This window comes from Streptomyces sp. NPDC044984, assembly GCF_040646935.1.
Taxonomy (GTDB): domain Bacteria; phylum Actinomycetota; class Actinomycetes; order Streptomycetales; family Streptomycetaceae; genus Streptomyces.
The window spans coordinates 139,392-165,059 of record NZ_JBEZBE010000010.1; the positions used below are offsets into that span (position 1 = coordinate 139,392).

Genomic DNA, 25,668 nt, shown 5'->3' on the forward strand with positions numbered 1-25,668 from the left:
CGTCAGCCCTCCAGGACCGTACGCAGGTCCCACAGGGTGCGCCAGGTGGCGGAGCCCTGCTCGGCGCGGCGCCGGACGGGACCGTCCCAGTAGCCGCGCAGCCGGGCGGCGTCGGCGGGGTCGTCCTTGCGGACCACGCCGAGCAGGTGCCCGGGCAGCAGTCCGAGGACGTCGCGGTCGCCCGGGAAGTAGGCCGCCGCGAGCGCGAGCGCGCCGGCGACGGACACCGCCTCGGCGGTGCTCATCACCGTCGACGGACGTTCCACCTCCCAGCCCTCCGCCGACCGGCCCTCGCGCAGGTCCCGGAACGCGGTGACCAGGGCCTCCAGCACGGCGTCGTCGACCTGGAACGGCGCCCCGGCGCGCTCCACGGACGCCCGCGCCTGGCCGCGCACCAGCGCGGTCTCCGCGTCGAGGTCGCCGATGGGGCCGACGGTCTCGAAGTTGAAGCGGCGCTTGAGGGCCGCGGACATCTCGGAGACGCCCTTGTCGCGGAGGTTGGCGGTGGCGATGAGGTTGAAGCCGGGTGCCGCGTGCGCCAGCGCGTCCTCGGTGCCGGCCAGCTCGGGCACGGCGATCCGCCGCTCGGAGAGCAGCGACACCAGCGAGTCCTGCACTTCGGGCAGGCAGCGGGTGACCTCCTCGACGCGGGCGATCGCGCCCCGGGACATGGCGGTCAGGACGGGGGACGGCACGAGCGCCTGCCGGGTGGGGCCCTGTGCCAGCAGCAGCGCGTAGTTCCAGCCGTACTTGAGCTGGTCCTCGGTGGTGCCGGCGGTGCCCTGCACGACCAGGCCGCTGGTGCCGCACACGGCGGCGGAGAGCAGCTCCGACAGCATCGACTTGGCGGTGCCGGGCTCGCCGACGAGCAGCAGGCCGCGCTCGCCGGCGAGGGTCACCACGCACCGCTCGACCAGGGCCCGGTCGCCGACGAACTTGTCCTCGATCACCAGGCGGCTCGGGACTCCGTCGGGTGCCCCGGCACCCTCGGGCAGCTTCAGGGCCCGGCCCCCGCTGCCCATGACGAACGTGACGACCGCGCGCGGACTGAGCCGCCAGGCGGGCGGGCGCGGCCCGTCGTCGTACGCGGCGAGGAAGGCGAGTTCGGTGGCGTACCGGTCCTCGGGCGGGACGATCTGGCGGGCCGGGGAGGGGGACGGGGTGGTGGTCATCGGTGCGGGTTCTTCCGGGTGCGGGTGGACGGTGGTCATCGGCGGCGGCCCTTGCGGGTGGCGCGGGTGGTGAGTTCCTCGTAGGCGGGTGCGTCGCCGGCGCGGACGCGGTCCCAGGCGCGCGTGAACAGCTCGGGCACCGGTATCAGCGGCACCGCGTGGGAGTGGTCGTGGACCGGGTAGAGGTCCTGCTTCCAGACCTCCACCGGCAGGGCGGGGGACTTCAGGTCGAGCCAGCCGCACGGCAGGAAGAGGGTGCGTCCGGCGCGGGCCCGCTTCGCCTCGACGACCAGGCCGGTGGCGGCCAGTTCGGTGCGGGCCTTCTTCGTGCGGGCGGGCTTCCAGCCCGTCCAGCGGGCGCGGTTGCGGTCCGTCGGGTCGGGCAGGGCCAGCAGTTGCAGGTAGAGCGCCGCCGCGTCCTCGCCCAGGCCGTGGGTTTCGGCGACCTCGGTGACCAGGGCGGGGACGCTCAGGGTGGGGTCCTGGGCGTAACCGGTGGGCCCTTCGGGATCCGTTCCGGCCGCGAGGGCGCGGGCGAGTTCGTCGCCCAGGATCGTCCGCAGGGCGTGCATGCCGTCGCGCCGTCCGGGTCCGACGATTCCCTCGATCAGTCCGAACAGGGGGTCGTCCACCGTGCTGAGGGCGCTCGTGCGGACCAGGACGGTCTCCTGGTTCCCGTACCAGGGGCGCAGCACCAGCGCCTCGCCGACGGGGGTGAGGCCGTGCGCGTCGGCGCCGCCGGTGGCGGGCAGTCCGTACGCCTTGCGCAGTTCGGCGGCGGTCGGCGTGCCCTTCTCGGTCCACTCCAGGTCGAGGTCGAGCAGCAGTGCGGGGTCCGCGACGCGGCGGCGCAGCGCGGTGAGTCCTTCGGGCAGGGCGGCGCGCAGGGGGTGCCCGTACGGCAGGGAGTAGGCGAGCCCGGCCAGGGCGGCCACGGCGCGCGTCAGGTGGTACCGGCCGGGCAGGGCCCGGGGGTCCTCCGCCACGAGGTCGCCGTCCTTGTCGGGTCGCTGCACGGTGGTGCGGCTGATCCAGGGGGTGCGGTGCGGGTTGAGCACTTCCTCGACGGAGTCGGTGGGCACACCGGCCGGGGAGAGTTCCGCGGCGAGGTCCTCGGGCAGGCGGACGACCCCGTCGAGGCGCTCGGCCCACACGCGGCCCGCCGCTTCCGTGTCCGGTCCGGCGGTCCACAGGTCGGCGGGGTCGCCGGGGAGCAGCGCGCCGATGAGCGCCAGGCGGTCGCCGGGCTCCAGCGAGCCCAGCAGTGCGTCGCCGAGCTGCTTCTGGCGCGGCTTCAGACCGGTGGCGGCGATCACCTCGTCGGTGAGCTGCGGCGGTTTCCCGGCGAGCAGCAGGGCCGCCTGGACGGGACCCAGGTTGCCGCGCGTGGCCGCGGTCAGGGCGGCGGGGGCCTCCGGCTGCCAGGGCGCCGCGCCCTTGTCCCGGACGAGCGCGGTCACCTCGGCGAGCGCGTCGGCCGGGAACACCGGCGGGTGTGCGGTCTCCCGCTCCAGGGTGAAGTGCGCGATCGCGCCGAACGCGCCGGCCGGGTCGTGGTCCAGGGCCAGCCAGTTGACGCGCTGATGCCGGTGGTCGACGTTCCGGCAGCCGAGGACGACGACGGTGCGGCCGTCGCGGCGCAACACCTGGCCGGCGCGGTCCTGCTTGCCGCGCGGCTCGCTCAGCACGACTTCGCGCAGCGCGCCCCCGGGCGTGGCCAGCGGGCCCTCCGTGATCGCCTCGAACAGCAGGAGCAGCGCCCGGCGGTGCGTCTCCGTCAGGGTGGGTGAGGCGGCGCGGTAGGCGAGCGGGCGCAGCGCGGCCAGCAGGGACGGCCATGCCGGGCCCTCGGCCGGGACGGTGCGCGCGTCGCTGTGCCATCCGTCGGCGGGGCCGGTGAGCCGGGCGTTGCCGGGCAGGGCCTTGCCGTCGGCGGGCTTCCCGGTCAGGACGTGGTTGACGGCGCGGATCTGGCGCAGCACGCTCCACCGCTGCTCGCCGCCCCACCAGCCGTGCTGTTCGGCGAGGCCGGCGGTCGCCTCGCGCAGCGTCTGGTCGTCGCCGTCCTCGGGGCTGTAGTCGGCGAACATGCCCACGATGTGCCGGGTATCCGTCCCGGTCCGTTCCACCGGAGGTGCCACGAACGCGGTGACGGACTCCCCGATGCGCAGCACCGCGTGCACCAGAGCGGTGACGCCGGTGAGTATCCGGGGTTCGGTGAGGGCGGGCAGACAGCGGGAGACGACCTCGCGCAGGACCTCCTGGGCGCTCGGGACGACGGGCTTGCCGGTGTCCGCCGCCCGGCTGTCCTCGGCCTCGGAGGCCGCGTCCGCCCGGTTGGCCGCCGCGATCTCGGCCTGCCGCTCCGCCAGGACACGGGCCCCGGCGCGCAGCAGTTCCCCGGCCTGCTCGTCGCTCAGCGCCCGCAGGAGCGCCGAGGCGTTCTCGTCGCGCGGCCGCAGCGCGTGCCAGAAGTCGACCGGCGGTACGAGCCGCGTGCCGGCGGCGAACTCGCCGCCGCGCTCCAGCGGTGTCAGCCGGCCCAGTTCCCGCACACCGGTGGTGTCGTCCGTCGTGTACAGGGTGACCTGACGGTGGTGGGCGACGACCAGGGGCTCGACGCCGCCGGGCAGCCGCAGCGCGCCGACCGGAACGCCCGGTGTCCCTCCGCGCGCCGCCGGCAGGGTGACGGTCCGGCCGTCCGGCGTGCCGACGGTGGTGCGGGCCTCGTCGCCCTCGCCCTCGGTGCGCACCCAGCGGCCGAGGACCGTGCCGTCCGTGCCGAACGGGCTGTCCTCCAGACCGGGCTGCAGGGGCAGCACCGAGCAGTGCTGCTGGAGCAGGGTGGCGTCGTCGCGGATGCCGGACCGCAGGAACGCGGGCAGCGAGGCCCGGCCGTGCGTGCCGGTGGCCGGGTCGTACTCGAGCCACACCTGCCGCGGCCCCTGCCGTCCCTGGCGCCAGTACGAGGTGCCGTCCCCGAGGATGCGGCGCGCGGGCGGCAGGACCGTGTCTCCGGCGTGCAGGGCGCGCCCGCCGGTGGCGCGGCCGCCGTCCGGCAGCGGGATCGAGGTCTCGCCGGCGTCACCGCTGCCGTACCAGTGCGGGAGCTTCTCGCCGCCCAGCGGGAACACCTCTGCCGGGCGGGCCGACCAGTAGCCGTACTGCTTGTTGTCCTGCCGCCACATCACCAGCAGTTCGCCGTCGGTGTAGCGGAACGACGGGCGCTGCCAGCGGTCCAGTTCGACGGGCAGCCGCAGGTCGTGTTCCAGCAGGACGTCCTGCGGTCCCACGACGATCACCTTGTGCCGGCGGGAGAGGATCAGGGCAGGCCACGCCTCGTGGACGGCGAGGGTGTCCTCGCCGTCGCGCCGGGTCTCGGCGTCGAGCCGGCGCAGCGCCTCGTCGAGGGCGGGCCAGCCCAGTTCGTCCGGGATGCCGGCGCGCAGGGTGTTGCCGAGCAGCGGGGCGATGTCGAGTGCGGCGGCCCGGGCGACGGCCCCCGGGCTGATCCGTGCGGCGATCCTGCGGAACGGGCTCAGCCGCCCGAGTGCCGCGCGGGCGGCCGCCAGACCGGCCGCGCCGTCCAGCTCGCCGGCGGCGTCGTCCAGCCACTCGCGGAGCACGTCGGCGAGCACGGGGTGGCCGGCGATTCCCTCCGGCAGCCCTTGGCCGGTGTGCCGGCGGTGCTGGTTGCCGACGGCGTCGTGGAGCATGCGGCGGCCGTGCCGGTCCGCCGCGACGGCCGTCAGGTCGCGCCGCCCGGGCCGGGTGTCCTTCAGCCACTGGCCGAGGGCGAGGTGGACCTCCGTGCCGGCCCCGGGCGGGGCCAGCGGCACGTCCCGCGCCACGCACAGGTCCAGCAGGTCGAGGTCGGCGCCGGCGTGCCAGCGGCCGGTGAAGAGGTCGACGGGACGGCCCTGCTCCCGCAGGCGCGGAGCCATGCGCTCCACGAGCGCGAGGGTGGCGGGCGAGCGGTCGCTGACGGTGCCGCCGTGCTTGCGGTGCAGGGCCCAGCGGCTGAGCCAGTCCGCCGGGTCGGCCGCGTCCGCCGCCCCGTCCTCGCCCGTGAGCAGCCGGTCGGCGCCGGTCTCGGCGAGCAGCGCCAGCCAGAACTCGTCGTCCTCGGTGGAGCGGCCGAGCCCGGCCGGCATGATCTCCAGCAGCCGGCCGCGTACGGCGGGCCGCCGTTCGGCCAGGACGACGAGGGTCGCCCGGTAGGTGTTCCAGAAGGACGCGGGGGCCCGGACCGCCGCGGGCGACGCGAGCAGGTCCGCGACCAGGGCGCACTCCTCGGTGACCCGGTCCAGGTCGGCGGCCTTGATCAGGGCTCGGGCGTCCTGGGGCAGCGACGCGTACGGCGGCATGCCGGCCGCGCAGCGTTCCACGGTCAGCTGCCGGAACTGGGCCCAGGCCTCGGCCGGGGTGAGCCGCGCCGCGAGGGCCTTCACGTGCTCCTTGAGGGCCTTGACCGTCAGTGCCCCGGCGAAGGCGAACTCCAGGAACACGGCCCGCTGCCGCTCCTCGTCCACGGTCAGCGCGTGCACCCGCTCCGCGTCACGGGCCTTGCCGAAGAACGCCGCCGCGTAGGTGGTGTTCTCATGCTGGAGGAAGACGCGGGCGGCCTGCTCGTAGAAGGTGGGCAGGAAGTGCGGCACCGCCCGGCCGAGCCGCTCGCCGAGCGCCTCGAAGCCCTCCTTCGCGGTGCCGGGGCGGGACTTGGCCTGCCGGGCGAGCCGCTCGACGTCCTTGACCAGCGCCAGCGCGTGGTGCCCGTTCGCCGGGTCGTTGACCAGCGCCCACGCGGGGAAGCCGAGGGTCTCCCGGCGCACCTGCCCGACCTCGCGGGTCTCCGGCTCGCGGACCAGTCCGAGGAAGTCCAGGGCGAGGTCCTCCGCCTCGCCCAGCGTGCCCGGCACCAGCCGCACGACCTTCCGCTCGTCCAGCGCGGCGTGCGTGTACGTGCGGACGGTGAGGACGTCGGCGTCCTCCCGGTCCGTGGTGCCCGGGGGCAGTACGGCGCCGGCGTCGAGCAGCGCGGCGGAGGTGGTCTCGTCGTACGTGAATCCGTCGTACGTCGTCATGCCGCACGCTCCTCGTCCTCGATGTCGCGTCCGGCGTACAGCGCGGCCGCCATGCGCATGCCCTCCGACCAGGCCACCGGCCCGACCCGGCCGAGCTTCAGCACCCGGCCGGCCGGGTCGGTGAAGACCAGGGGGCCGGTCTCCGTCTCCTCGTAGCCGTCGTAGTCGCCGACCCACACCCGGGCCTCGACGGCGTGGCCGTCCTCCACCACGGAGCACACGGCGTGGCCGCCGCGCACGCGGTAGCCCAGCTGGGTCGCGCGGCCGTGCAGGAACCGCAGTTCCTTGAAGGCTCCGCCCGCGTAGTCCTCGACGGAGGCGGCTTCGGCGTCGAGTGCCGCGGGCCGGTGCCACACCTCGCGGAACAGCTGCTGGGCGCGCTGTTCGACGCCGAGTTCGACGGCGAACTCCCGCAGCTCCTCCAGGTCGTCGAGGAGCACGGGGTGCGGCAGGCGGACCAGGCCGGGGGTGAGACGGACGGTGTCACCGTCGAGGTCGACCAGGCCGAGGCCGCGCTCGGGGTCGGCGTCCCGCAGGAATCCGGCCACCGCGCCGTCCGTGCCCGTGACCACCACGTCGCGGAGGGCGGCCTGCCAGGCGGGGTCCGGCCACACCCGCGCCAGGACCGCGAACGGCACCGGCAGCGAGCGCACCATCCACCGCTCCACATCGGCCAGGCACTGCCGTTCGTGCCGCTCCAGCCACTCGGTGAGCTGACGCAGCCCCACCACCGCCGGATCGTCGGCGATCTTGGGCGGTACGGACTTCAGCCGCCGTCCGGCCGCGTTGCGGCACACCACCTTGCCGTCGTCGAGGGCGACCTCGTAGTCGCCTGCCGACACCCACCCCATGCGTGCCTCCCGCACCCGCAGTGATCAAGTGACGGGAACTGTAGGGCAGGGCTCTGACAACGGGTCCCGAGGGCCTCGTCCCGGGGCGGGCACCGCCGTGGCGCGGGGCGATGGAGCGGGCGCTCGGCGAGCGGGACGCCCCGCGGGGCCCGACCGGCCCGGCATCGGCGGTCCCGTGCGGGCCGCCGCCGGCGGGGCGGGGCCATCAGGGTGGTCGCAGGCCGTGTCGGGCGGCCGCTCCGGGGCCGGCTGGCCATCCTGGGTCGGTAGCGCGGCCCCTTCCGAACGACGGAACGACAAGGAGCACGGCATGCCCACGGACCCGGTCGGACGATTCCTCACGGCTCTGGACCCCCGCCACCGGGAGGACGTCAGCGGCAGACCGCGCGAGGAACAGGAACGGCTGGCGGCGGCCTGGGAGCGGGAACTGGAGTCCGACACCGAGCTCGACTCCCTCGACGAGCTGTCCCCGTCGGCGGCGGAGGCCGAGGCGGCCCGCCGCGTCCTGGACCGCGAGCGCTGAGGCGTTCCGCGGTCAGTGGTGGGCGTGGACGACGGCGTGGCCCTTGCCGCGGCCGATCATCCACTTGTTGACCGGCGTGGTGATCACGAACGCCACGGCGAAGCCGCCGAGCAGCGCCGACCAGAACAGCCCGTCCGACAGGTGCGCGTCCATCGCGCCCGGCGTCAGGGCGATGATCGCGTTGTCGACCAGTTCCATCACCGCGATGGAGACCGTGTCGGCGGCCAGCGCCACCTTGACCGCGGCCCCCAGGGACAGGCCCGCCCGCATCACCGCGAAGAGGGTGAAGGAGTAGCCGAAGACGAAGGCGAGGAAGATCGCGAGGATCATGGTCGGTACGTTGCCCCACAGCAGGGCCGTGCCGATGACCATGCCGAGGATCTCACCGATGGCGCAGCCGGTCAGGCAGTGCAGCGTCGCCTTCACCGCCGTCGCCCAGGACGCGTGTCCGTGCCCGGTGGCGTGATGCGTGCTGTGGTCCATGGCCTTCATCCCCATTCGGCATTCGGCGTCTCGGGGGCCGTGTCGGCCCACCGGGAGCAACATATACCCCCCAGGGGTATATTCCCAAGGGTTCCGGGATGGCCCGAACGGCTTGTTCCTCCTGCGGGCCGGAGGTGTCGCGCCGGACGGCGAGGATCGCCCGGTCGTCCGCCTGGGGCCCGTCGGCCCACCGCTTCACGTCGGCCGGCACCGCACCGGCCGCGGTGTGCGCGGCGGGGAAGGGGACCAGACGCGGCAGGTGCCGCTGGGGGTCGTAGAAGTCGCCGGTGCGGTTGCGGGCCTCGGTGACACCGTCCGTGACCATGATCAGAACCGAGTCCCGCTCGAAGGCCACCTCGGTGACGGCCGGGCGGCTGCGGTACAGGTGCTCCAGACCGAGGGGCAGCCCCGGCTCCGTGTCGCCCACCGTGCCCGTGCCGGTGCCGCGGACCAGGTGGGGAGGGGGGTGTCCGAGGTTGAGCAGGCGCATCGCGTGGGTGCTCGCGGGGACCTCGAGCGGCAGTGCCGTGGCGAAGACGGTCTCGAGCACGTCGGTCTCGCGGCCGGGCGCCTCACGCTCCAGAGCGGTGTCCGGTCGCCGGGCGAGGACGGCGAGGTCGGGAGCCCGTTCCGCCGCCTCCCGGAACGCGCCCGGGAGGACGGGCACGGTGGAGACGGCGTCCAGGCCCTTGCCGCGGACGTCGCCCAGCAGTACCCGCGTCCCGAAACGGGTGGCCCGGACCGCGTACAGGTCCCCGCCGGACGTCCCGGGCCGGGCCCCGAAGGCGACGCTGCGCGGGCACACCGGGCGGGTCCAGGACGCCGTGTTCGACGGCGACGACACCCTGCACACGGTCAGCCGGGACGGCACCCGGCGCACCTGGGACCTGGACCCGCACCGGGTGGCGGCACATGTCTGCGGGCGGATTCCGCCGCCGACCCGGGCGTACCGGGAACGCATCGCTCCCGGCACGCCGTACCGCGACGGCTGCTGACGCCGTCCCCGCCGCCGGCTTTCCGGGCAGGCTGTCCGGGCGGGGGCCGCCGGGGAGCCGGGCTCGGTCGCCCACGCCGAGGGAGGCCATGAACGCGGCCGGGCAGCGGTCGCCGCGGCCCGCGCCTCACCGACCCCGTCAGTCCGCCCGAACCGCGGGCCGTCCGTCGCCCCCGACATGACGGAGGCAGGAGACGACGACCACGAAGGGCCACAGGGACTGAAGGGCCGTCACCACGAGGAACCACACGGCGCCGACGACCATCAAGGCGGTCGCCGCGGCCGAGGCCGCCGGCCGCAGCGCCCACGGAGCGACACCGCCACCGGTGGCCAGCAGCGGCCACAGGGCCAGCAGCGCGAATCCGACCGCGGCCACCGAACCGTGGCGCAGGGACCCCCGCTGCTCGGCGCCGGCAGCAGCGCCACCACCAGCGCCGCCACTCCCCCGCCGGCCAGCGCCACGCGTCCGGCCGTCGCCGCCGCCCGCAGCCCCCAGGCGGTGAGCAGATGGCAGGCGCCCAGCGCCAGCAGCGCGGCGGTCATCACCCAGGACCCCGCGGCTCCGTAGGCCGCCAGGACGCTGATCGTCTGAGTGGCGGGGTCGTAGGCGGGCCCCTCCAGTGACGCCGCGATCGTCCAGCCCCCGATCAGCAGGAGGGGCGCACACCCCGAGGAGAAGAGGACCCATCTGGGAACAAGCGGCATCGAAACACCATAAGGCGCACCCGACCGCCCTCCGGTGGACATTCAGGAGGTGAGGCGCGCCAGGCCGGCGCGTAGGGTGAGTGCCGTCGATCCGGATCACGCGGAGGGATCACCATGGGCACGGTCACCACCCCCGACGGCACGACCATCTTCTACAAGGACTGGGGTCCGCGCGACGGACAGCCGGTCGTCTTCCACCACGGCTGGCCGCTCAGCGCCGACGACTGGGACAACCAGATGCTGTTCTTCCTGTCCCGGGGCTACCGCGTGATCGCTCACGACCGGCGTGGTCACGGCCGCTCCGGTCAGGCCTCGGCCGGCCACGAGATGGACACCTACGCCGCGGACGTGGCGGTGCTGACCGGCGCCCTCGATCTCCGGGAGGCCGTGCACGTCGGGCACTCGACCGGCGGCGGAGAGGTCGCGCGGTACGTCGCGCGGGCCGAGCCGGGCCGGGTCGCCAAGGCGGTGCTGGTGGGCGCGGTGCCCCCGGTCATGGTCAAGTCCGAGAGCAACCCCGGCGGTCTGCCGATCGACGTCTTCGACGGGTTCCGCGCGGCCCTGGCCGCCAACCGCGCGCAGTTCTACATCGACGTGCCGTCGGGTCCGTTCTACGGATTCAACCGGCCCGGCGCGGAGGTCTCCCAGGGCCTGATCGACAACTGGTGGCGACAGGGCATGATGGGGGCGGCCAACGCCCACTACGAGTGCATCAAGGCGTTCTCGGAGACCGACTTCACCGAGGACCTGAAGAAGATCGGCGTCCCGGTCCTCGTCGCGCACGGCACCGACGACCAGGTCGTCCCCTACGAGAACTCCGCGCCGTTGACGGTCGAGCTGCTCGAGAACGGCACTCTGAAGACCTACGAGGGGTACCCCCACGGCATGCTGGCGACCCATCCGGACGTCCTCAACCGCGACATCCTGGAATTCATCGAGTCGTAGCGCGGCCCGGTCACCCGGACGGCGCCGGAAGCACCTTCGCCGGCCAGGCGCACGGCCGGTGGTCAGGTCCCCGCCGGCACCGGCCGGCGCAGGAGGTAGCCGGCCGCCGCCACGACGAGGGCTCCCATGCAGGCGATGAACACCAGTCCCGCGCCCTCCAGGCCCATCGGGCCGGTCAGCAGCCCCACACCGATGACCGGCACCGAGATGCCCAGGTACGCCACCACGAACAGCGTCGAGATCACCGCCGCGCGCCGGTCCGGCGGGGACGCCCCGCTCACGGCGGACAGCGCGCCGCGGAACGCGAGCCCCTGCCCGAACCCCCCGGTGACCGCGCTGAGCACCACCAGCGCCAGCAGGTCCCCGTACAACGCGCCCGCGAGCAGCGCCAGCCCGGCGAGGAGTCCGGCACATCCCAGCGGCAGTGACCGGACCGGGCCGGCCCGCCCGGCGGCCAGCTGACCGCCGGTCGAGGAGAAGAAGGCCAGCGCCACGACCAGCCCGCTCACGGCGTGATCGGTCACGTCCAGGGACCGCGCGAGGAAGGCCGGACCGACGGAGGTGAACACACCGAACAACGCGAAACCCGCGAACGAGGCGACCGCCGCCGGGCCGAACACCGGCCGCACCCGCACCGGCACCCCCGGCCGCCGCGGTCGTACGGTGGCCGGCGGGCGGCGCTCCGCCACGGTCTCCGGAAGCCACAGCAGGACGGCGGCCGAGCAGGCGACCAGGGCGAGGTGCACGGCGAACGGCAGATGCAGCGGCCGGGGCGCGTACCGGGCGAGGAGGCCGGCGAGCAGCGGACCGCAGCCGAGGCCACCCATGTTGGCGGCGGTGGCGACGAACGTGGCCCGGGAGGTTCCGCCGGGCGGCGCCGACTCCATGACGTACGCCGTGGCGGCCCCGGTGAACAGCCCGGCGGAGAGCCCGGACAGCAGCCGCCCGGAGTACAGCAGGCCCTGACCGGTGGCGCACAGGAAGCAGACGGCGCTCGCGGCCGCGCAGCCCAGGCCCCACCACAGCACCGGACGCCTGCCCACGGCGTCCGAGGCGTCGCCCACCAGCAGCAGTGCTCCGACGACCGCGAAGGCGTACACGGCGTACACGACGGTGACCGTGAGCTCGGAGAAGCCGAACTTCTCCTGGTACAGGGGGTAGAGCGGGGTCGGCAGCGTGGTGCCGGTCATGCACACCGCGAACACCGCGCCGCCGAGCAGACACACCCGCCATCCGCGGCGATCACCGGCCATGTCCCGACGCTAACGCCCCACCCGGCCGCGGCCCCCTCGCGGCACGCCACCGGGAGTCACTGGCCGCCCAGGCCGGTCGTCGCCACCGACTTCACGATGTGCCGCTGGAAGAAGACGAAGACCAGGACCAGGGGCAGTGCGGCCAGCACCGAGGACGCCATCGTCTGGGCGTAGTTGACGCCGTAGGCGTCCTTCACCGCGGTGATGCCGACCGGCAGGGTCATCAGCGCCGGGTCGGACGTGGACACGAACGGCCACAGGAAGTTGTTCCACGCCCCGATGAACACGAAGATCGACACCGCGGCGAGCATGGGGCGGGACAGCGGCAGCAGCACCGACCAGAAGATCCGCGCGTGGCCCGCGCCGTCGATGCGGGCGGCCTCCTCCAGCTCGCGCGGGACGGCGTCGAAGTGCTTCTTCAGGATGAACACCATCACCGGCGCCACCGTCTGCGGCAGGATCACCGCCGCGTAGGTGTCCACGAGGCCCAGGGTGAGCATCTGCTGGAACCAGGGGACGATCAGCATCTGCGGCGGGACGAGGACCGATGCGACGGTGAGGGCGAACAGCCACCGGCGGCCGCGGAAGACCGTACGGGAGAAGGCGTAGCCGGCCGTCGCGGACACGGCCACGGTGACGGCGGTGACGGCCGCGGCGACAAGGAAGCTGTTCAGCATCCACAGCGGCAGGTCGCCGCGCTCGATCACGGTGCGGAAGGCGTCCAGGGTGAAACCGCCCCGCGGCCAGATCCAGTGGACCGGGTCGCTGGCGTCCTGCTCGGACTTGAAGGCGGTGAGCACCGCCCAGGCCATCGGCAGCAGCCAGAGCAGCGCCAGCACCGCGAGGGCCGCCAGGGCCAGGGTGCGGGAGAGCCGGCTCGCGCCGAGGGTGAGGTGGGGTCCGCGCTGCGGGACCGGCCGGTTCCGGTGGGCCCGGCGCGCGGCCGGGAGCGGGGAGGCCGTGCGGCGCGCGGGCCGTGTGGGGACGTCGATGGAGGTCATGTCACTTCTCCCTGCGGCGAAGGGCGACGAGCTGCACGGCGGAGGCGAGGACGACGAGGGCGAAGAAGACGTAGGCGATGGCGGAGGCGTAGCCGAGGCGGTAGCCGGTGAAGCCCATGTCGTAGAGGTACTCGACGACGGGGCGGGTGGAGCCGTTGGGCCCGCCCTTGGTGAGCAGGTACACCTGGTCGAAGACCTTCAGCGAGGCGAGTACCTGCAGCACCGTGATCACGCCGGTGATGCGCCGCAGTTGCGGGAGCGTCACGTGCCACAGCCGCCGCCAGGCGCCCGCTCCGTCCAGGGCCGCCGCCTCGTACAGGTGGTCGGGCACGGCTTGCAGCGCCGCGAGGAACAGCAGGAAGTTGAAGCCGACGGTCCACCACAGGGTGGCGATCACGACGGCGTACAGGGCGACGGACTCGTCGCTCAGCCACGCGAGGCCGTCCAGCCCGACCGCCTGCAGCAGGTGGTTGTAGAGGCCGAGGTCCGGCTGGTACAGCCAGAGCCACAGCAGTCCGATCACCCCGACCGGCAGCAGGTACGGGGCGAAGAACGCGAGCCGCCACACCCACTGTCCGGGCAGCCCGGTGTACACCAGCAGGGCCATGACGAGGGCGACGGCCACCAGGGGCACGGTGGAGACGACGGTGAACCACACCGTGTGCCACATCGCGCGCCACATCTCGGCGTCGCCGAGGGCCTCCGTGTAGTTGTCCAGCCCGACGAAGGAGGGGTCGTGGGCGGAGAGGGAGGTGTCGGTGAGGCTCATCCAGGCGCCCTGGACCAGCGGCCAGAGCATGAAGAGGGCGAACAGGACGAGGAAGGGCAGGGCGAGGAGCAGCCCCGGCGGGAAGGCGCGGCGCAGGGTCGCGACGGGTCCGGTGGCGGTCCGGCCGGCCGGTGGCCGGCCGGGGGAAGCGAGTGGGGTGGACATCTGCTGCCTCCTTCGCGGCGGCTCAGGCCGGACTGGGCTGGGACAGGGCGGTGTTGATCCGCTCGACCATGGCGCGGGCCGCCCGGTCGGGCGCCAGGCCGTCGAGCATGGACTGCTGGAGCACCTGCGACATGGAGTTCTGGAAGTCGGAACCGGCGCCCGCGAACCAGACGGGCGGGTCGAGCACGACGTGGTCGGCGGCCTGTGCGTACCGCGACTGGGGCTTCAGCCGCGCGTAGTCCGGCGTGCGGGTCACCGGCTGGTACGCGGGGATGTGACCGGCCTTCGCCCAGGTCTGGCCCGCCTTGAGGATCGCGGCCACCGCCCGGTGGGTGCGCCTGCGGTGCGCCTCGTCCGGCTCGGGGCGGCGCGGCAGGACGAAGGAGTGGGAGTCGGCGTAGACCGCCGGGGTGCCGAACACCGTGGGGAAGGGTGCCGCCCCGACCTTCGGGTCGGCGGCCCGGAAGGTGCCGAGCTCCCATTCGCCAGAGAGGATCATCGCGGTCTGTCCGTTGGTGAAGTTGGCGAGGGCCGCCGGGTAGTCGAGGCGGCGCGGGTTGGCGCGTCCGTCGACCAGTTTCCGCATGAAGGCGATGACCTCGGTCATCGCGTCGACGTTCGCCGTGACCGTGCCGCCCACGGGCAGGTCGAGGTCGTTCCCGGTCTGCCGGTAGAGCCCGTAGAACAGCCGCCAGCCCTGCGCCGTGTCGTTGACGTAGCCGAAGGAGATCCCCTGTTTCCCGGAGGCCCTGGCGAGTTCCCGGCCGGCTTCGAGGAACCGCTCGGGTGTGGAGAAGGCCTCCTGGTCGAGGGCTCCGTCACCGGTCAGCAGTCCGGCCTCGCGGGCGGGGTCCGGGTGGAAGAAGACGATGAACGGGTGGGTGTCCAGCGGTACGGCGAACGTCCGGCCCCGGTACTGGGTGCGGCCCCACACCGCTTCGGCGAAGTCCTGCTCGCGGACGCCGAACTCGGCCAGCAGGCCGGTGTCCCAGGAGTCGAGCAGTCCGAGCGGCGCGTACCCCGCCAGGCGCGACATGTGGGAGACGGCGACGTCCGGGCCGCGCCCGCCGGCCGAGGCCATGGCGAGCTTGGTGTAGTAGGGCGTGCCCCACTCCAGCACGGTCCGCTCGACGCGGGTGCCGGACATGCCCGGCCGTGCGAGGTCGATCAGTTCGTCGAGCAGCGCGCCGTCGGCGCCGCTGAACAGGTCCCACATGCGCACGGTGCGCGGGTCCGACGAGGCTGCGGCGAAGCCGCAGCCGGCGAGGGATCCGCCGCCGAGGAGCGCGGCGGCGGAGGCCAGCGAGGCGCGGAGCAGGCCGCGGCGGGACGGCGCGGCGCGGTTGCCTTCCGGCCCGGCGGAGGCGGCCCGTGGGCCAGGCAGGTCGACCATGGCACTACCTTTCTTCTACATCGATGTACATCGCCGCCGGACGCTGCGGACGACATGGTCTGGGGAGGGAGCCCGGTCACGGTCGTCCGCCGGACGGCCGGGCCCGGTGCTGTCAGCCGGCGGACTCGCAGGCGGCCGTGCGCTGTTGGACGCGGCGCAGTACGGCGGTGTCGAACTTCTCGCCGCGGTCGAAGCCGTAGACGCCGTTGCGCTCCTGGAAGACGTCGGTGAGCTGCGTGTAGCAGTAGCCGAACATGTCCGGGTCGTCGAGCAGGACGTCCACCAGGCCGGTGAAGCGGGCCAGGAACTCCTCGGCGGTGCGCGGCCGTTCGCCGTACCCCCAGGACGTTCCCCGCTCGTCGCCCGCCGCGGTCGCGGCGACGGCCGCGTCCCACCAGATGCCGCCGAACTCGCTGCAGAAGTAGGGCTGTCCGCGGTAGGGCACGGACCAGTCGCGGCCGTCGGGTGCGGTGTTGACGTACGGGCGGCCCTCGGCGAGTCCGGCCATGGTCCTGGCGAAGACCTCCGGGTCCTGCTCGTAGCAGTGCGAGTCGTAGACGTCGGTCTCGGGCACGCGGTGGGCGTAGCCGGAGGCGTCGATCACCGGGCGGCTGGGGTCGGCCTGCTTGGTGGCCAGGAACATCGCCCGGGTCACGTCGTCGAGCTGGGTGATCCGGTCGTGCAGGTTCTGGTACGTCTCGTTCAGCGGGCACCAGCCGATGATCGACGGGTGGGAGTGGTCGCGTTCCAGGGCTTCCAGCCACTGGGCGACGTAGCCGGCGTCGGGGCGCTGGTTGTCGTCGCGGACGCCCGTCTCGCAGCCCCAGTCGCCGAACTCGCCCCACACCAGGTAGCCGAGGCGGTCGGCGTGGTGGAGGTAGCGCTCCTCGAACACCTTCTGGTGCAGCCGGGCCCCGTTGAAGCCGGCCTTCAGGCCGAGTTCGATGTCGCGCACGAGGTCGGCGTCGGTGGGGGCGGTCATCAGCCCGTCCGGGTAGTACCCCTGGTCGAGCACCAGCCGCTGGAAGACGGGCTCGCCGTTGATCAGCACCCGTTTGCCGTGGAGGGCGACCGACCGCAGGCCCGCGTACGACGTCGCCTCGTCGACGACCCCGCCCGCCGCGTCGAGGAGCTGGAGGCGCAGGTCGTACAGGTGCGGGTCGGCCGGCGACCAGGTGCGCAGCCGGTCCTCGGGCACGGTCAGCACCAGCCGGGGGCACAGGTCGAGGTCGGCGCGGGCGGAGGCGGACACGACCTCGCCGCGCTCGTCCGCGAGGACCGCGCGCACCCGGTGGCCCGGCAGGTTGCCGGTGACCGGGAGGTCGACGTGGAAGGAGCCCGAGCCCAGGTCCGGGGTGATCCGCGGGCGCTTGAGGCGGACCGCGGCCGGCACCGGTTCGAGCCACACCGTCTGCCAGATCCCGGTGGTGCGGGTGTAGTGGCAGTGGGTGTTGGCGTACCAGGTGGCCTGCTTCCCGCGGGCCTGCGGGCCGTGCCGGGTGTCGCGGGCGCGGACCACGATCACGGCCTCCTCGCCGGGCGCGGCCGCCCCGCGCAGTTCCGCGGTGAACGGGGTGAAGCCGCCGCGGTGGCGGGCCACCTCGGTGCCGTTGACCCAGACGGTGGCGTCGTGGTCCACCGCTCCGAAGTGCAGCAGTACGTCGGAACCGGACCACTCGGCCGGGATCGTCACCGTGCGCCGGTACCAGACGGCCTCCATGAAGTCCGTGTCGCCGATTCCCGACAGCTCGGACTCGGGGCAGAAGGGCACGAGGATCTCGCCCGCGAGGTCGCGGTCGCGCAGTCCGCGCTCCAGTCCGCTGTCCCCGCGGTCCGTCTCGAACTGCCAGCGGCCGTTGAGGTTCAGCCATGCCTCGCGGACGAACTGGGGCCGGGGGTACTCCGGACGCGGGACGTCCGGGGGCAGGGGCGTGCTCATGCTGCTCCTCATCAGTGCAGGTGCGCTGCGTACGGGGTCATGCGACCATACGATTACATCGATGTAAATGGCGGCGACGGAAAGTTTTCGACACGACGGTTCGCACCGCCCGCGACCGGGCCCGCCGGAGCTGCGGTTACGATCCCCCAGGCAGCGGGAGGGGCGAGAAGGGAAGCATGGGCAGGCCCAGGATCAAGGACGTCGCGGAGTACGCCGGCGTCTCGGCGAAGACGGTGTCGAACGTCCTCAACGACTACGAGCACGTCTCCGAGCGGACCCGGGCCGCGGTGCGGGAGGCCATCGACGCCCTCGGCTACCGGGTCAACATCGCCGGACGGCAACTGCGCCGGGGCCGTACGGGCATGATCGCGCTGGCCGTACCGGACCTGGACGTCGCCTACTTCGCCGAGCTGGCCCGGCACGTCATGGCGGAGACCGAACGCCGGGGCAGCACCACGCTGCTGGTCGAGACCGGCGGACGGCACGAGAAGGAACTGGCCGCGGTGCGCGGGTTCGACGCCCAGTTCACCGACGGCGTCATCCTCTCGCCGCTCGCCCTGCTCCCCCGCGACCTGGCCGATCGCGACACCCGGCTGCCGCTGGTGCTGCTGGGCGAGTGCAACCTGCCCGGCAGCGCCGACCACGTGGCGATCGACAACGTGACGGCGGCGCGCGAGGCGACCGAGCACCTGCTGTCGCGGGGCCGCCGGCGCATCGCGGTGATCGGCGGCGATCTGCACGGGGCGCGGAACACCGGCCGGCTGCGCACGGTCGGCCACCAGGAGGCCCTGGCCGCGGCCGGGGTGGCGCTGCCGGACGAACTGGTCCTTCCGGTACCCGCGTTCCGCTGGGCCGACGGGGCCGCCGCCGCCCGCGCGCTGATGCGGTTGCCGGAGCGGCCGGACGCGATGCTCTGCCTCAACGACCACCTGGCGCTCGGGGCGGTGCGGGCGCTCCACGAGGACGGCTGGTCGGTGCCCGGGGACCTCGATGTGGTCGGGTTCGACGACATCGAGGCCACCCGGTTCAGCATCCCCACCATCACCACGGTCGCCCCGGACAAGCGCGGCATCGCGCGACGGGCGGTGGAGCTGCTGCTGGACCGCATCGACGCGGGCGGATCCGGCGGGCCGGCGGTCGACGAGACGGCGGGGCACCGGCTGATCGTGCGGGAGAGCACGGGAGGATGAGGGCCGGGCCGCCCGGACCGGGCCGCTCGGGCCGTGCGCGCCACCGCGCTCGCGGGCCACGGCGGTGGACGGCGACCGGCTCGCGGGACGACACTTCCCGTGACGGCACCGTCGCCGGCGCCCGGTGGCCCTCCGGCCCGGCGAGGCCTGTGGGGCCGTTCCCGACACGTCCCCGTGCGCGCCTTGTCAGTGTCGCGGAACGGCATGTATAACGTTGTAAAACTTGAGCCCAGCGGCTCGGCGCACGGCTCGTGGTGATGGCGCGCATCCGCACCGACCGACCGGGTCGGGCCGCTCACGAAGGGATTGCCGTGCGGGTCAGCCTCAAGGACGTCGCCGCGCACGCGGGGGTCTCCATCAAGACCGTCTCCAACGTGGTGAACAACTACCAGCACGTCACCCCGGCCATGCGTGAGCGCGTCCAGCGGTCCATCGACACGCTCGGCTACCGGCCCAACCTCGCCGCCAGGCATCTGCGGAAGGGGCGTACGGGCATCATCGCGCTCGCCCTGCCCGAGCTCGGGAACCCCTACTTCGCCGAGCTGGCCGCCTCCGTCATCGACGCCGCGTCCGAGCACGACTACATCGTGCTGCTCGACCACACCGGGGGCATGCGCGAGCAGGAACTGCTGGTGAGCCAGGGCTTCCGGGCCCGGGTCATCGACGGACTCATCCTCAGCCCCATCGAGCTGGAGACCGAGGACCTGCGCGACCGCGCCCAGGACGTGCCGCTGGTGCTGCTCGGCGAGCGGGACTACGACCTGCCGTACGACCACATCGCCATCGACAACGTGGCCGCGGCCCGCGCCGCCGTCCGGCACCTGATCGGTCTGGGGCGCCGGGAGGTGGCGTTCATCGGGGCCCGGCGCGGGCGCAGCGAGCCGGCGCAACTGCGCGTGCGCGGCTGGCGCGAGGAGCTCGGCGCGGCCGGACTGCCGGCCGACGAAGGACTCGTCGCCGCCACCGACGGCTGGGGACACGCCGACGGGGCGCTGGCCATGAACCACATCCTCGACAGCGGACGGCGGCCCGACGCGGTGTTCGCCTACAACGACCCGATGGCGATCGGGGCGATGCGGGTGCTGCACGAACGGGGGCTGCGGGTACCGGAGGACATCGCCGTCGTCGGCTTCGACGACGTGATCGAGGGACGCTTCGGGGCGGTGACCCTCACCTCCGTGTCGCCGGACAAGGCCGCCATCGGCCGGCTGGCGGTGGAGTCGGTGCTCGCCCGCCTCAACGACCGGGCGCCGGAACCGCGCCGGATCTGGGCGGATTACCAACTCGCCGAGCGGGAGAGTACGTTGGGGCGGCCTTCGGCCGGGAAGGCGACGGACGGCTGACGTACCGGGCAGGTCGCGGGCGATGCCCGCGGCTTCGGTGCCCGCGGCTTCGGAACGAGCCTGCTCCGGGGGCGCCCGGCGTGCGCCTGTGCGTCGGCAGTGCTCGCGACACTCCTGCGGCAGTGCCGTCGGGGCGGCCGACACGCCGACGCCCCTGAGTGGAGACGCCCTCTGACGCGCCGAAGCCCTTGAGCGGAGGCGCTCTCCGGCACGCCGACGCCGGGCGGAAACACCGCGACGGCGTTCGCGGAGACGGGGCGGCCCGCACTCGAACGCGCCCATGGTGCCGCACACCGGGTCGACCGGGGTCGGGCCGAGTGGCCGTGTCGACACGCGACACGCCTGCGAACCGGCGCGCGGCCTTTCCGTGTCCATGAGCGGCCGACGCGCCGGGAGCCGGCGGGCCGGGTGCCTGCCGGATGCTGGCCGGTGCCTGCCGGATGCTCTCGGCGGGCCGGGAGGGGTTTCACGAAGCCCGGCACCACGGGACGTCCCCCAAGCCCTTGAGGTGCCGGGAGGAGCACGACTGCCCGTGGTCGGCGGCAGTGGGCGGATGCCTCCAGGCTCCCTTGTCGCCCCCGTGAGTACTCAAGTCGGCGACCGGTACCGCGGGTTCCCCGGACCGGGTCCGCCCCGGACCACCGAGTGCCTGGGCCCGGTCTCCGTCGGCACACGCGCCGTGCGCCGGCGGGTCTTCGTGTGCGCGGGACCGGAGCCCGGCCCCCTGCGCACACGCCGTGCGCCGGCGGCGATCCGCGGTGTGCGGGCAAGGCACCGGGCAAGCGCTTGCCCCGTCGGACGGCGGCCCGTGCGGCGCCGGAACGGGCCGTCGCCTCCCCGCTCCGTTCACTTCGCACCTTGCGCACAGGGGGTTTACAGCCCTCTTCCAACGATGTAAAACCTCCTTGCGGCGCTCCGGACGCCGCTTCGCACAGGGGGAGCAGCTCCACATCCGCGCGTCCTTCGGCTCCCCAGTTCCCTTCCAGCGTCACCCGGATCGGGGTCACCATGCAGCGCACCACTCACCGTTCCCTCCTCCTCGCCCGTCCCGTGGTCGTGGCCCTGGCCGCCGCCGTGGCCCTCACCGCCACCTCCTGCGCCAAGTCCGAGGACGACGCGTCGGGCAGCGAGAAGTCCACGGCGGCCGCCGCCGACGCCGGCCAGAAGGTCGTCACACCGAAGCCGGGCGGCAAGACCTGCACCATCGACGCCTACGGCGGCGAGAAGACCGACCTGAAGGACGCCACGATCGGCTTCTCCCAGTCGGAGAAGGAGGCCAACCCGTTCCGCATCGCGGAGACGCGGTCCATCAAGGACGAGGCCGCCAAGAGAGGCGTCAAGCTGCTCACCGCCAACGCCCAGTCGCAGTTCTCCAAGCAGATCAGTGACGTCCAGGACCTCCTCGCCAAGGGCGCCGACCTGCTGGTGATCGCCCCACTCAACTCCGACGGCTGGGACCCGGTCCTGCAGGCCGCCGCTGCGAAGAAGGTCCCGATCGTCACCATCGACCGCAAGATCAACGCCACGGCCTGCAAGGACTACGTCTCCTTCATCGCCTCGGACTTCGTCGAGCAGGGCCGCCGTGCCGCCGACCAGATGATCGAGGCCACCGGCGGCAAGGGCGAGGTCGCCATCCTGCTGGGCGCGGCCGGGAACAACGTCACCACCGAGCGCACCCGGGGCTTCAAGGAGCGCGTCGCCGAGAAGGCCCCGGATCTGAAGGTCGTCTTCGAGCAGACCGGTGACTTCACCCGTGAGAAGGGCCAGCAGGTCACCGAGCAGCTCATCCAGTCCGAGCCCGGCATCAAGGGCATCTACGCGGAGAACGACGAGATGGGCCTGGGCGCGGTCGCCGCGCTCAAGGGCGCCGGCAAGAAGGCCGGCGACGTCAAGATCGTCACGGTCGACGGCACGCGCAACGCCGTCCAGGGCGTCGTCGACGGCTGGATCAGCGGCGTCATCGAGTCCAACCCGAGGTTCGGCCCGCTGGCGTTCCAGACGCTGGACGCCTTCACCCAGGGCAAGGAAGTCCCCCAGGACATCGTGATCCAGGACAGCGCCTACGACGCCGGCAACGCCGAGCAGGACCTCGGCAAGGCCTACTGATCCCGCTCCGGGGCCCGGCCCGCCCGGGCCCTCGTCCGTCCGTCACCCCTTTCTTCCTGGAGGCACAGGTGGCTCCCCCCGCCGAAGTCCTCGCCGTCCGCGGACTGAGCAAGTCCTTCCCCGGCGTCCGGGCCCTGGACGACGTGGACCTGACCCTGCACCCCGGTGAGGTCCACGCCCTGATCGGCGAGAACGGCGCCGGCAAGTCGACCCTCATCAAACTCCTCACCGGGGTCTACCGGCCCGACGCCGGTGACATCGTTTTCCAGGGCCGTGAAGTCTCCTTCGCCACGCCGCTGGAGGCCCAGAAGGCCGGGATCTCGACCATCTACCAGGAGGTCAACCTCATCCCGCTGCTGAGCGTGGCCCGCAACCTCTTCCTGGGCCGCGAGCCGCGGAACCGTTTCGGCCTGCTGGACTCCGCCCGCATGAACCGGGAGGCCGAACAGGCCCTGCGCGCCCACGGCGTCCGGGTGGACGTCCGCCGGCCGCTGCGGACCCTCGGTGTCGGCGCGCAGCAGATGGTCGCCCTGGCCCGTGCCGTGGCGAGCGAGGCCCGGATCGTCATCATGGACGAGCCGACCTCGTCCCTGGAACCGCGGGAGGTCGAGACGCTGTTCTCGGTCATCCGACGGCTGCGCGACGAGGGCATCGCCGTCGTCTACGTCAGCCACCGTCTCGACGAGCTGTACGCCGTGTGCGACACGGTCACCGTGCTGCGCGACGGCCGTCGCGTGCACCACGGACGCCTTGCCGACCTCGACCGGCTCTCCCTGGTCTCCACCATGCTGGGCCGGGAGCTGGGCGAGGTCCGCCAGGAGGGCCTGACGAAGTTCACCGGCGACCACCACGCCACCGACAGCCGGCCGGTGCTGGAGGCCCGCGAACTGACGGTCCCGCACAGGCTGCACGACGTGTCCGTGAGCATCCGTCCCGGCGAGGTCGTCGGTCTCGGCGGGCTGCTCGGCTCCGGACGCACCGAGACCGCGAAGGCCATCTCCGGTGCGCTGTCCACCAGTTCGGGCAGTGTGGTGGTGGCCGGGGTCCCGCTGCGCGGCGGCTCCACCCCCGCCGCCGTCCGGGCGGGCATCAGCCTGCTGCCCGAGGACCGCAAGAGCGAGGGCATCGTGCCCGGCCTGTCGGTCCGCGAGAACATCTCGCTGGCCGTCCTGCCCCGGCTCTCCCGCTTCGGTCTGGTCTCCGAGGCGCGCGTCGACAGCATCGTGGACACCTTCGTCGAGCGGCTGCGCATCAAGGCGTCCTCGCCGCAGCAGAAGGTCGGTGAACTGTCCGGCGGCAACCAGCAGAAGGTGCTGCTCGCCCGCTGGCTGGCGATGAACCCCAAGGTGCTGCTCCTGGACGAGCCCACCCGGGGCATCGACGTCGGGGCCAAGGCCGAGGTGCAGAAACTCGTGGACGAACTGGCCGCGGACGGCCTGGGCGTCCTGCTCATCTCCTCCGACCTGGAGGAACTGATCGAAGGGTCCGACCGCGTGGTCGTACTGAAGGACGGTGCGGTCGTCGGCGAGCTGACCGGCGACGAGGTCACCGAGGACGAGCTGATGCGGACCATCGCCGGGCACGCCCCGGACCGGGACGCGGTCGAGGAGGCGGCCACCGATGGCTGAAGCCACCCTCAGGACCGTCCCGCTGGACAGGGCCCGCGTCCTGCAGTGGCTGCAGACGTACGGCGTCTACGCCGGCGTGGCGCTGCTGCTGGTCGTCAACGTCGCCGTCACCCCGCACTTCCTGTCCGCGGAGAACTTCCGCACCCAGGCCGTGCAGGTCGCCCCCGTCATCATCGTCGCGCTCGGCATGGCCCTGGTCATCGGCACCGAGGGCGTCGACCTCTCGGTCGGCGCGGTGATGGCCCTGGCGGCCTCGGTGACGGCCCTCTACCTCGGCTACGGTCTGGTGCCGGCGCTGCTCGTGGTGGCGGTGTTCGCCGCGGGCGTCGGACTGGCCAACGGGGCGCTGGTCGCGCTCGTCGGGGTGCAGCCGATCGTGGCGACGCTGGCGCTCATGGTCGGCGGCCGGGGCCTCGCCCTGGTGCTGCTCCCCCAGCTGGAGGACCTGCGCAACCCGTCGCTGGCCTCCCTGGGGTCGGGCGACGTGCTGGGCGTCCCGTATCTGATCCTGATCGCCGCCGTCCTGGCGCTGCTGGTGGCCTTCGTCGTCCGCCGCACCACCTTCGGACGGCAGCTCCTCGCCATCGGCGACAGCCGTCCCGCGGCGCAGCTCGCCGGGCTGCCGGTACGGCGCGTGCTGATCGTCGTGTACGTCGTCTGCGCGCTGCTCGCCGCCGTGGCGGGCGTCCTGGCCACCGCGCGGCTGGGGGCCAGCGACCCGACGTCGCTGGGCAATCTGATGGAGCTGTCCGCCATCACCGCCGTCGTGGTCGGCGGGACACCGCTGACCGGCGGCCGGGTGAACATCGCCGGCACCGTGGCGGGAGCCGTCCTCATCCAGCTGCTCACCGCCACCCTCATCAAGCACGATCTGCCGCCCTCCTGGACCCAGATCGCGCAGGCCGTAGTGATCGTCGCCGCGGTCTACGCGGCACGGGGACGGGGGAAGCGATGACCGCCACGAAGACGGACGCCCCGGTGACCGCGGCCGGCGACGAGAAGCCGGCGGTGGCCGGCGGGCCCGTGGGCCCCGCGCGCTCCGAGCGGGTGAGCGCGCTGGTCCAGCAGCACGGCGCGCTGGCGGTGCTGGTGGCCGTCTCCCTGGTGGCGTCGGTCGGCTTCGACTCCTTCGCCACCGGGGACAACGTCAGCAACATGGCGACGAGTTCGGCGTTCCTGGCGATCGTCGCGCTCGGCATGACCTTCGTGATCATCACCGGGGGCATCGACCTGTCGGTCGGCTCGCTGTTCGCGCTGGGCGGGGTGCTGGCGGCCTGGGGTTCGCGGCACGGAACGCTGGTGGCGCTGCTGCTGCCGCTGGTGGTGTGCGGGGCGATCGGCGTCGTCAACGGGCTGCTGGTGGCCCGCTCCCGGCTGGCGCCGTTCATCGTCACCCTGGCGGCCATGCTCGGTGCGCGCGGCCTGATGCTGGCGCTCACCGACGAGGGCGCCGACACGTACCTGATCGGCAAGGGCTCCTTCCTGGCCGAGCTCGGTCAGGGCACGACCCTCGGTCTCGGCAATCCCGTGTGGATCACCCTGGCGCTGTTCGTCGCCGGGGCCGTCGTCCTGCGCCGCACGCGGTTCGGGCAGCACGTGTACGCGGTCGGCGGCAACGAGGACGCGGCGGCGCTGATGGGCGCTCCGGTGGCCCGCACCAAAATCCTCGTCTACACCCTGTCCGGAGTGCTGGCGGGACTGGCCGGCGCGCTCAACGCGGCCTGGCTCGCCTCGGGGGTGACCATCCTCGGCAACGGCATGGAACTGGAGGCGATCGCCGCCGTCGTCATCGGCGGCACCCTGCTCACCGGCGGGCTCGGCCACGTCAGCGGCGCACTGGTCGGTGTGCTGCTGCTCAAGGTGATCCAGAACGTCATCAACCAGATCGGTTCCCTCGACTCCTCGTACCAGCAGGTCGTCAGCGGTGCCTTCCTGGCCGTCGTGGTCGTCGCCCAGACCTGGCTGGGCCGCAGACGGCAGCTGATGTGAGGCTCCGGACGCGGCAGCGGGCCGCCTCGGGCCCCCGCTGCCACGTCCGGGTACCAGGCGGCCGGTCACGCCCCGACGCGGGCCGGCCGTTTCTCGCACGCGCACGTCTCCCACCCCCACTTCCCAAGGAGTGAC

General features: G+C 73.4%; 19 protein-coding genes and 1 pseudogene. 9 read left to right on the plus strand and 11 right to left on the minus strand.

The genetic code is table 11. The features are described 5' to 3' along the window. Positions 1–2 precede the first annotated feature (2 nt). Genes AB0A94_RS13745 through AB0A94_RS13755 form a run of 3 tightly spaced genes read right to left on the minus strand, consistent with a single transcriptional unit; the run spans position 3 to position 7,107 of the window. Positions 3–1,172: an AAA family ATPase gene (locus AB0A94_RS13745; RefSeq protein ID WP_361743522.1), complete on the minus strand. Its 1,170-nt coding sequence runs from the start codon at positions 1,170–1,172 to the stop codon at positions 3–5. A 35-nt stretch (positions 1,173–1,207) separates the two neighbouring features. After that, positions 1,208–6,256, minus strand: coding sequence for a hypothetical protein (locus tag AB0A94_RS13750; RefSeq protein ID WP_361743525.1), 5,049 nt, complete (start codon positions 6,254–6,256; stop codon positions 1,208–1,210). Next, positions 6,253–7,107, minus strand: coding sequence for a DUF4132 domain-containing protein (locus AB0A94_RS13755; protein ID WP_217133906.1), 855 nt, complete (start codon positions 7,105–7,107; stop codon positions 6,253–6,255). Before AB0A94_RS13755 ends, AB0A94_RS13750 begins: the two co-directional genes overlap by 4 nt. Positions 7,108–7,417: 310 nt before the next feature. Between AB0A94_RS13755 and AB0A94_RS13760 the strand changes: the two genes are divergently transcribed. After that, positions 7,418–7,630: a hypothetical protein gene (locus AB0A94_RS13760; protein WP_361743529.1), complete on the plus strand. Its 213-nt coding sequence runs from the start codon at positions 7,418–7,420 to the stop codon at positions 7,628–7,630. Between the two features lie 12 nt (positions 7,631–7,642). Here the strand turns inward: AB0A94_RS13760 and AB0A94_RS13765 are convergent, their stop codons facing one another. Further along, complete coding sequence (locus tag AB0A94_RS13765; RefSeq protein WP_361743532.1) at positions 7,643–8,113, minus strand: DUF4396 domain-containing protein; 471 nt, start codon at positions 8,111–8,113, stop codon at positions 7,643–7,645. Then, positions 8,013–8,957, minus strand: a complete 945-nt coding sequence (locus AB0A94_RS13770; RefSeq protein ID WP_361743535.1) for a PP2C family protein-serine/threonine phosphatase — start codon at positions 8,955–8,957, stop codon at positions 8,013–8,015. The genes AB0A94_RS13765 and AB0A94_RS13770 overlap by 101 nt, the downstream gene beginning before the upstream one ends. Here AB0A94_RS13770 and AB0A94_RS13775 point away from each other — a divergent pair. Further along, positions 8,938–9,108: a hypothetical protein gene (locus tag AB0A94_RS13775; protein ID WP_361743538.1), complete on the plus strand. Its 171-nt coding sequence runs from the start codon at positions 8,938–8,940 to the stop codon at positions 9,106–9,108. The genes AB0A94_RS13770 and AB0A94_RS13775 overlap by 20 nt on opposite strands. A 138-nt stretch (positions 9,109–9,246) precedes the next feature. Here the strand turns inward: AB0A94_RS13775 and AB0A94_RS13780 are convergent. Further along, positions 9,247–9,812: pseudogene (locus AB0A94_RS13780) on the minus strand (DUF998 domain-containing protein). 114 nt (positions 9,813–9,926) lie between these two features. Between AB0A94_RS13780 and AB0A94_RS13785 the strand changes: the two are divergent. Next, a complete protein-coding gene (locus AB0A94_RS13785; protein WP_361743541.1) occupies positions 9,927–10,757 on the plus strand; it encodes an alpha/beta hydrolase in 831 nt (276 codons plus the stop codon). Positions 10,758–10,819: 62 nt separating this feature from the next. On the opposite strand, the gene AB0A94_RS13790 is transcribed toward AB0A94_RS13785, so the two are convergent. The 5 genes from AB0A94_RS13790 to AB0A94_RS13810 all read right to left on the minus strand — a co-directional run bounded on the left by AB0A94_RS13790 (position 10,820) and on the right by AB0A94_RS13810 (position 17,277). Beyond that, entirely contained in the window at positions 10,820–12,010 is a 1,191-nt protein-coding gene (locus AB0A94_RS13790) for an MFS transporter (protein WP_361743543.1), read from the minus strand. Positions 12,011–12,066: 56 nt separating this feature from the next. Then, positions 12,067–13,011 carry a carbohydrate ABC transporter permease gene (locus tag AB0A94_RS13795; protein WP_361743546.1) on the minus strand — a complete coding sequence of 315 codons (945 nt, stop codon included), beginning with the start codon at positions 13,009–13,011 and terminating at the stop codon, positions 12,067–12,069. Between the two features lies 1 nt (position 13,012). After that, positions 13,013–13,945, minus strand: a complete 933-nt coding sequence (locus tag AB0A94_RS13800; RefSeq protein WP_361743549.1) for a sugar ABC transporter permease — start codon at positions 13,943–13,945, stop codon at positions 13,013–13,015. A 22-nt stretch (positions 13,946–13,967) separates the two neighbouring features. Further along, positions 13,968–15,338 (minus strand): extracellular solute-binding protein, encoded by a 1,371-nt coding sequence (locus AB0A94_RS13805; protein WP_361743552.1) that lies wholly within the window; start codon positions 15,336–15,338, stop codon positions 13,968–13,970. 112 nt (positions 15,339–15,450) lie between these two features. Continuing rightward, positions 15,451–17,277: a sugar-binding domain-containing protein gene (locus tag AB0A94_RS13810; RefSeq protein WP_361743555.1), complete on the minus strand. Its 1,827-nt coding sequence runs from the start codon at positions 17,275–17,277 to the stop codon at positions 15,451–15,453. Between the two features lie 176 nt (positions 17,278–17,453). Between AB0A94_RS13810 and AB0A94_RS13815 the strand changes: the two genes are divergently transcribed. The 6 genes from AB0A94_RS13815 to AB0A94_RS13840 all read left to right on the plus strand — a co-directional run bounded on the left by AB0A94_RS13815 (position 17,454) and on the right by AB0A94_RS13840 (position 25,533). Further along, positions 17,454–18,467, plus strand: coding sequence for a LacI family DNA-binding transcriptional regulator (locus AB0A94_RS13815; RefSeq protein WP_361743558.1), 1,014 nt, complete (start codon positions 17,454–17,456; stop codon positions 18,465–18,467). A 311-nt stretch (positions 18,468–18,778) separates the two neighbouring features. Then, positions 18,779–19,810: a LacI family DNA-binding transcriptional regulator gene (locus tag AB0A94_RS13820; protein ID WP_361743561.1), complete on the plus strand. Its 1,032-nt coding sequence runs from the start codon at positions 18,779–18,781 to the stop codon at positions 19,808–19,810. 1,008 nt (positions 19,811–20,818) lie between these two features. Then, the gene (locus AB0A94_RS13825; protein WP_361743564.1) at positions 20,819–21,916 is read left to right on the plus strand and encodes an ABC transporter substrate-binding protein; all 1,098 of its coding nucleotides are present in this window, start codon (positions 20,819–20,821) and stop codon (positions 21,914–21,916) included. 68 nt (positions 21,917–21,984) lie between these two features. Beyond that, positions 21,985–23,544, plus strand: coding sequence for a sugar ABC transporter ATP-binding protein (locus AB0A94_RS13830; RefSeq protein ID WP_361743567.1), 1,560 nt, complete (start codon positions 21,985–21,987; stop codon positions 23,542–23,544). Beyond that, entirely contained in the window at positions 23,537–24,499 is a 963-nt protein-coding gene (locus tag AB0A94_RS13835) for an ABC transporter permease (protein ID WP_361743570.1), read from the plus strand. The genes AB0A94_RS13830 and AB0A94_RS13835 overlap by 8 nt, the downstream gene beginning before the upstream one ends. Next, complete coding sequence (locus tag AB0A94_RS13840; protein WP_361743573.1) at positions 24,496–25,533, plus strand: ABC transporter permease; 1,038 nt, start codon at positions 24,496–24,498, stop codon at positions 25,531–25,533. The genes AB0A94_RS13835 and AB0A94_RS13840 overlap by 4 nt, the downstream gene beginning before the upstream one ends. Positions 25,534–25,668 lie beyond the last annotated feature (135 nt).

Coding starts and splice junctions, on each gene's coding strand:
- AB0A94_RS13815 (WP_361743558.1), top strand. CDS start 17,454: ATGGGCAGGCCCAGGATCAAGGACGTCGCGGAGTACGCCGGCGTCTCG.
- AB0A94_RS13750 (WP_361743525.1), bottom strand. CDS start 6,256: ATGACGACGTACGACGGATTCACGTACGACGAGACCACCTCCGCCGCG.
- AB0A94_RS13760 (WP_361743529.1), top strand. CDS start 7,418: ATGCCCACGGACCCGGTCGGACGATTCCTCACGGCTCTGGACCCCCGC.
- AB0A94_RS13790 (WP_361743543.1), bottom strand. CDS start 12,010: ATGGCCGGTGATCGCCGCGGATGGCGGGTGTGTCTGCTCGGCGGCGCG.
- AB0A94_RS13785 (WP_361743541.1), top strand. CDS start 9,927: ATGGGCACGGTCACCACCCCCGACGGCACGACCATCTTCTACAAGGAC.
- AB0A94_RS13825 (WP_361743564.1), top strand. CDS start 20,819: ATGCAGCGCACCACTCACCGTTCCCTCCTCCTCGCCCGTCCCGTGGTC.
- AB0A94_RS13840 (WP_361743573.1), top strand. CDS start 24,496: ATGACCGCCACGAAGACGGACGCCCCGGTGACCGCGGCCGGCGACGAG.
- AB0A94_RS13835 (WP_361743570.1), top strand. CDS start 23,537: ATGGCTGAAGCCACCCTCAGGACCGTCCCGCTGGACAGGGCCCGCGTC.
- AB0A94_RS13745 (WP_361743522.1), bottom strand. CDS start 1,172: ATGACCACCACCCCGTCCCCCTCCCCGGCCCGCCAGATCGTCCCGCCC.
- AB0A94_RS13765 (WP_361743532.1), bottom strand. CDS start 8,113: ATGGACCACAGCACGCATCACGCCACCGGGCACGGACACGCGTCCTGG.
- AB0A94_RS13810 (WP_361743555.1), bottom strand. CDS start 17,277: ATGAGCACGCCCCTGCCCCCGGACGTCCCGCGTCCGGAGTACCCCCGG.
- AB0A94_RS13800 (WP_361743549.1), bottom strand. CDS start 13,945: ATGTCCACCCCACTCGCTTCCCCCGGCCGGCCACCGGCCGGCCGGACC.
- AB0A94_RS13795 (WP_361743546.1), bottom strand. CDS start 13,011: ATGACCTCCATCGACGTCCCCACACGGCCCGCGCGCCGCACGGCCTCC.
- AB0A94_RS13805 (WP_361743552.1), bottom strand. CDS start 15,338: ATGGTCGACCTGCCTGGCCCACGGGCCGCCTCCGCCGGGCCGGAAGGC.
- AB0A94_RS13755 (WP_217133906.1), bottom strand. CDS start 7,107: ATGGGGTGGGTGTCGGCAGGCGACTACGAGGTCGCCCTCGACGACGGC.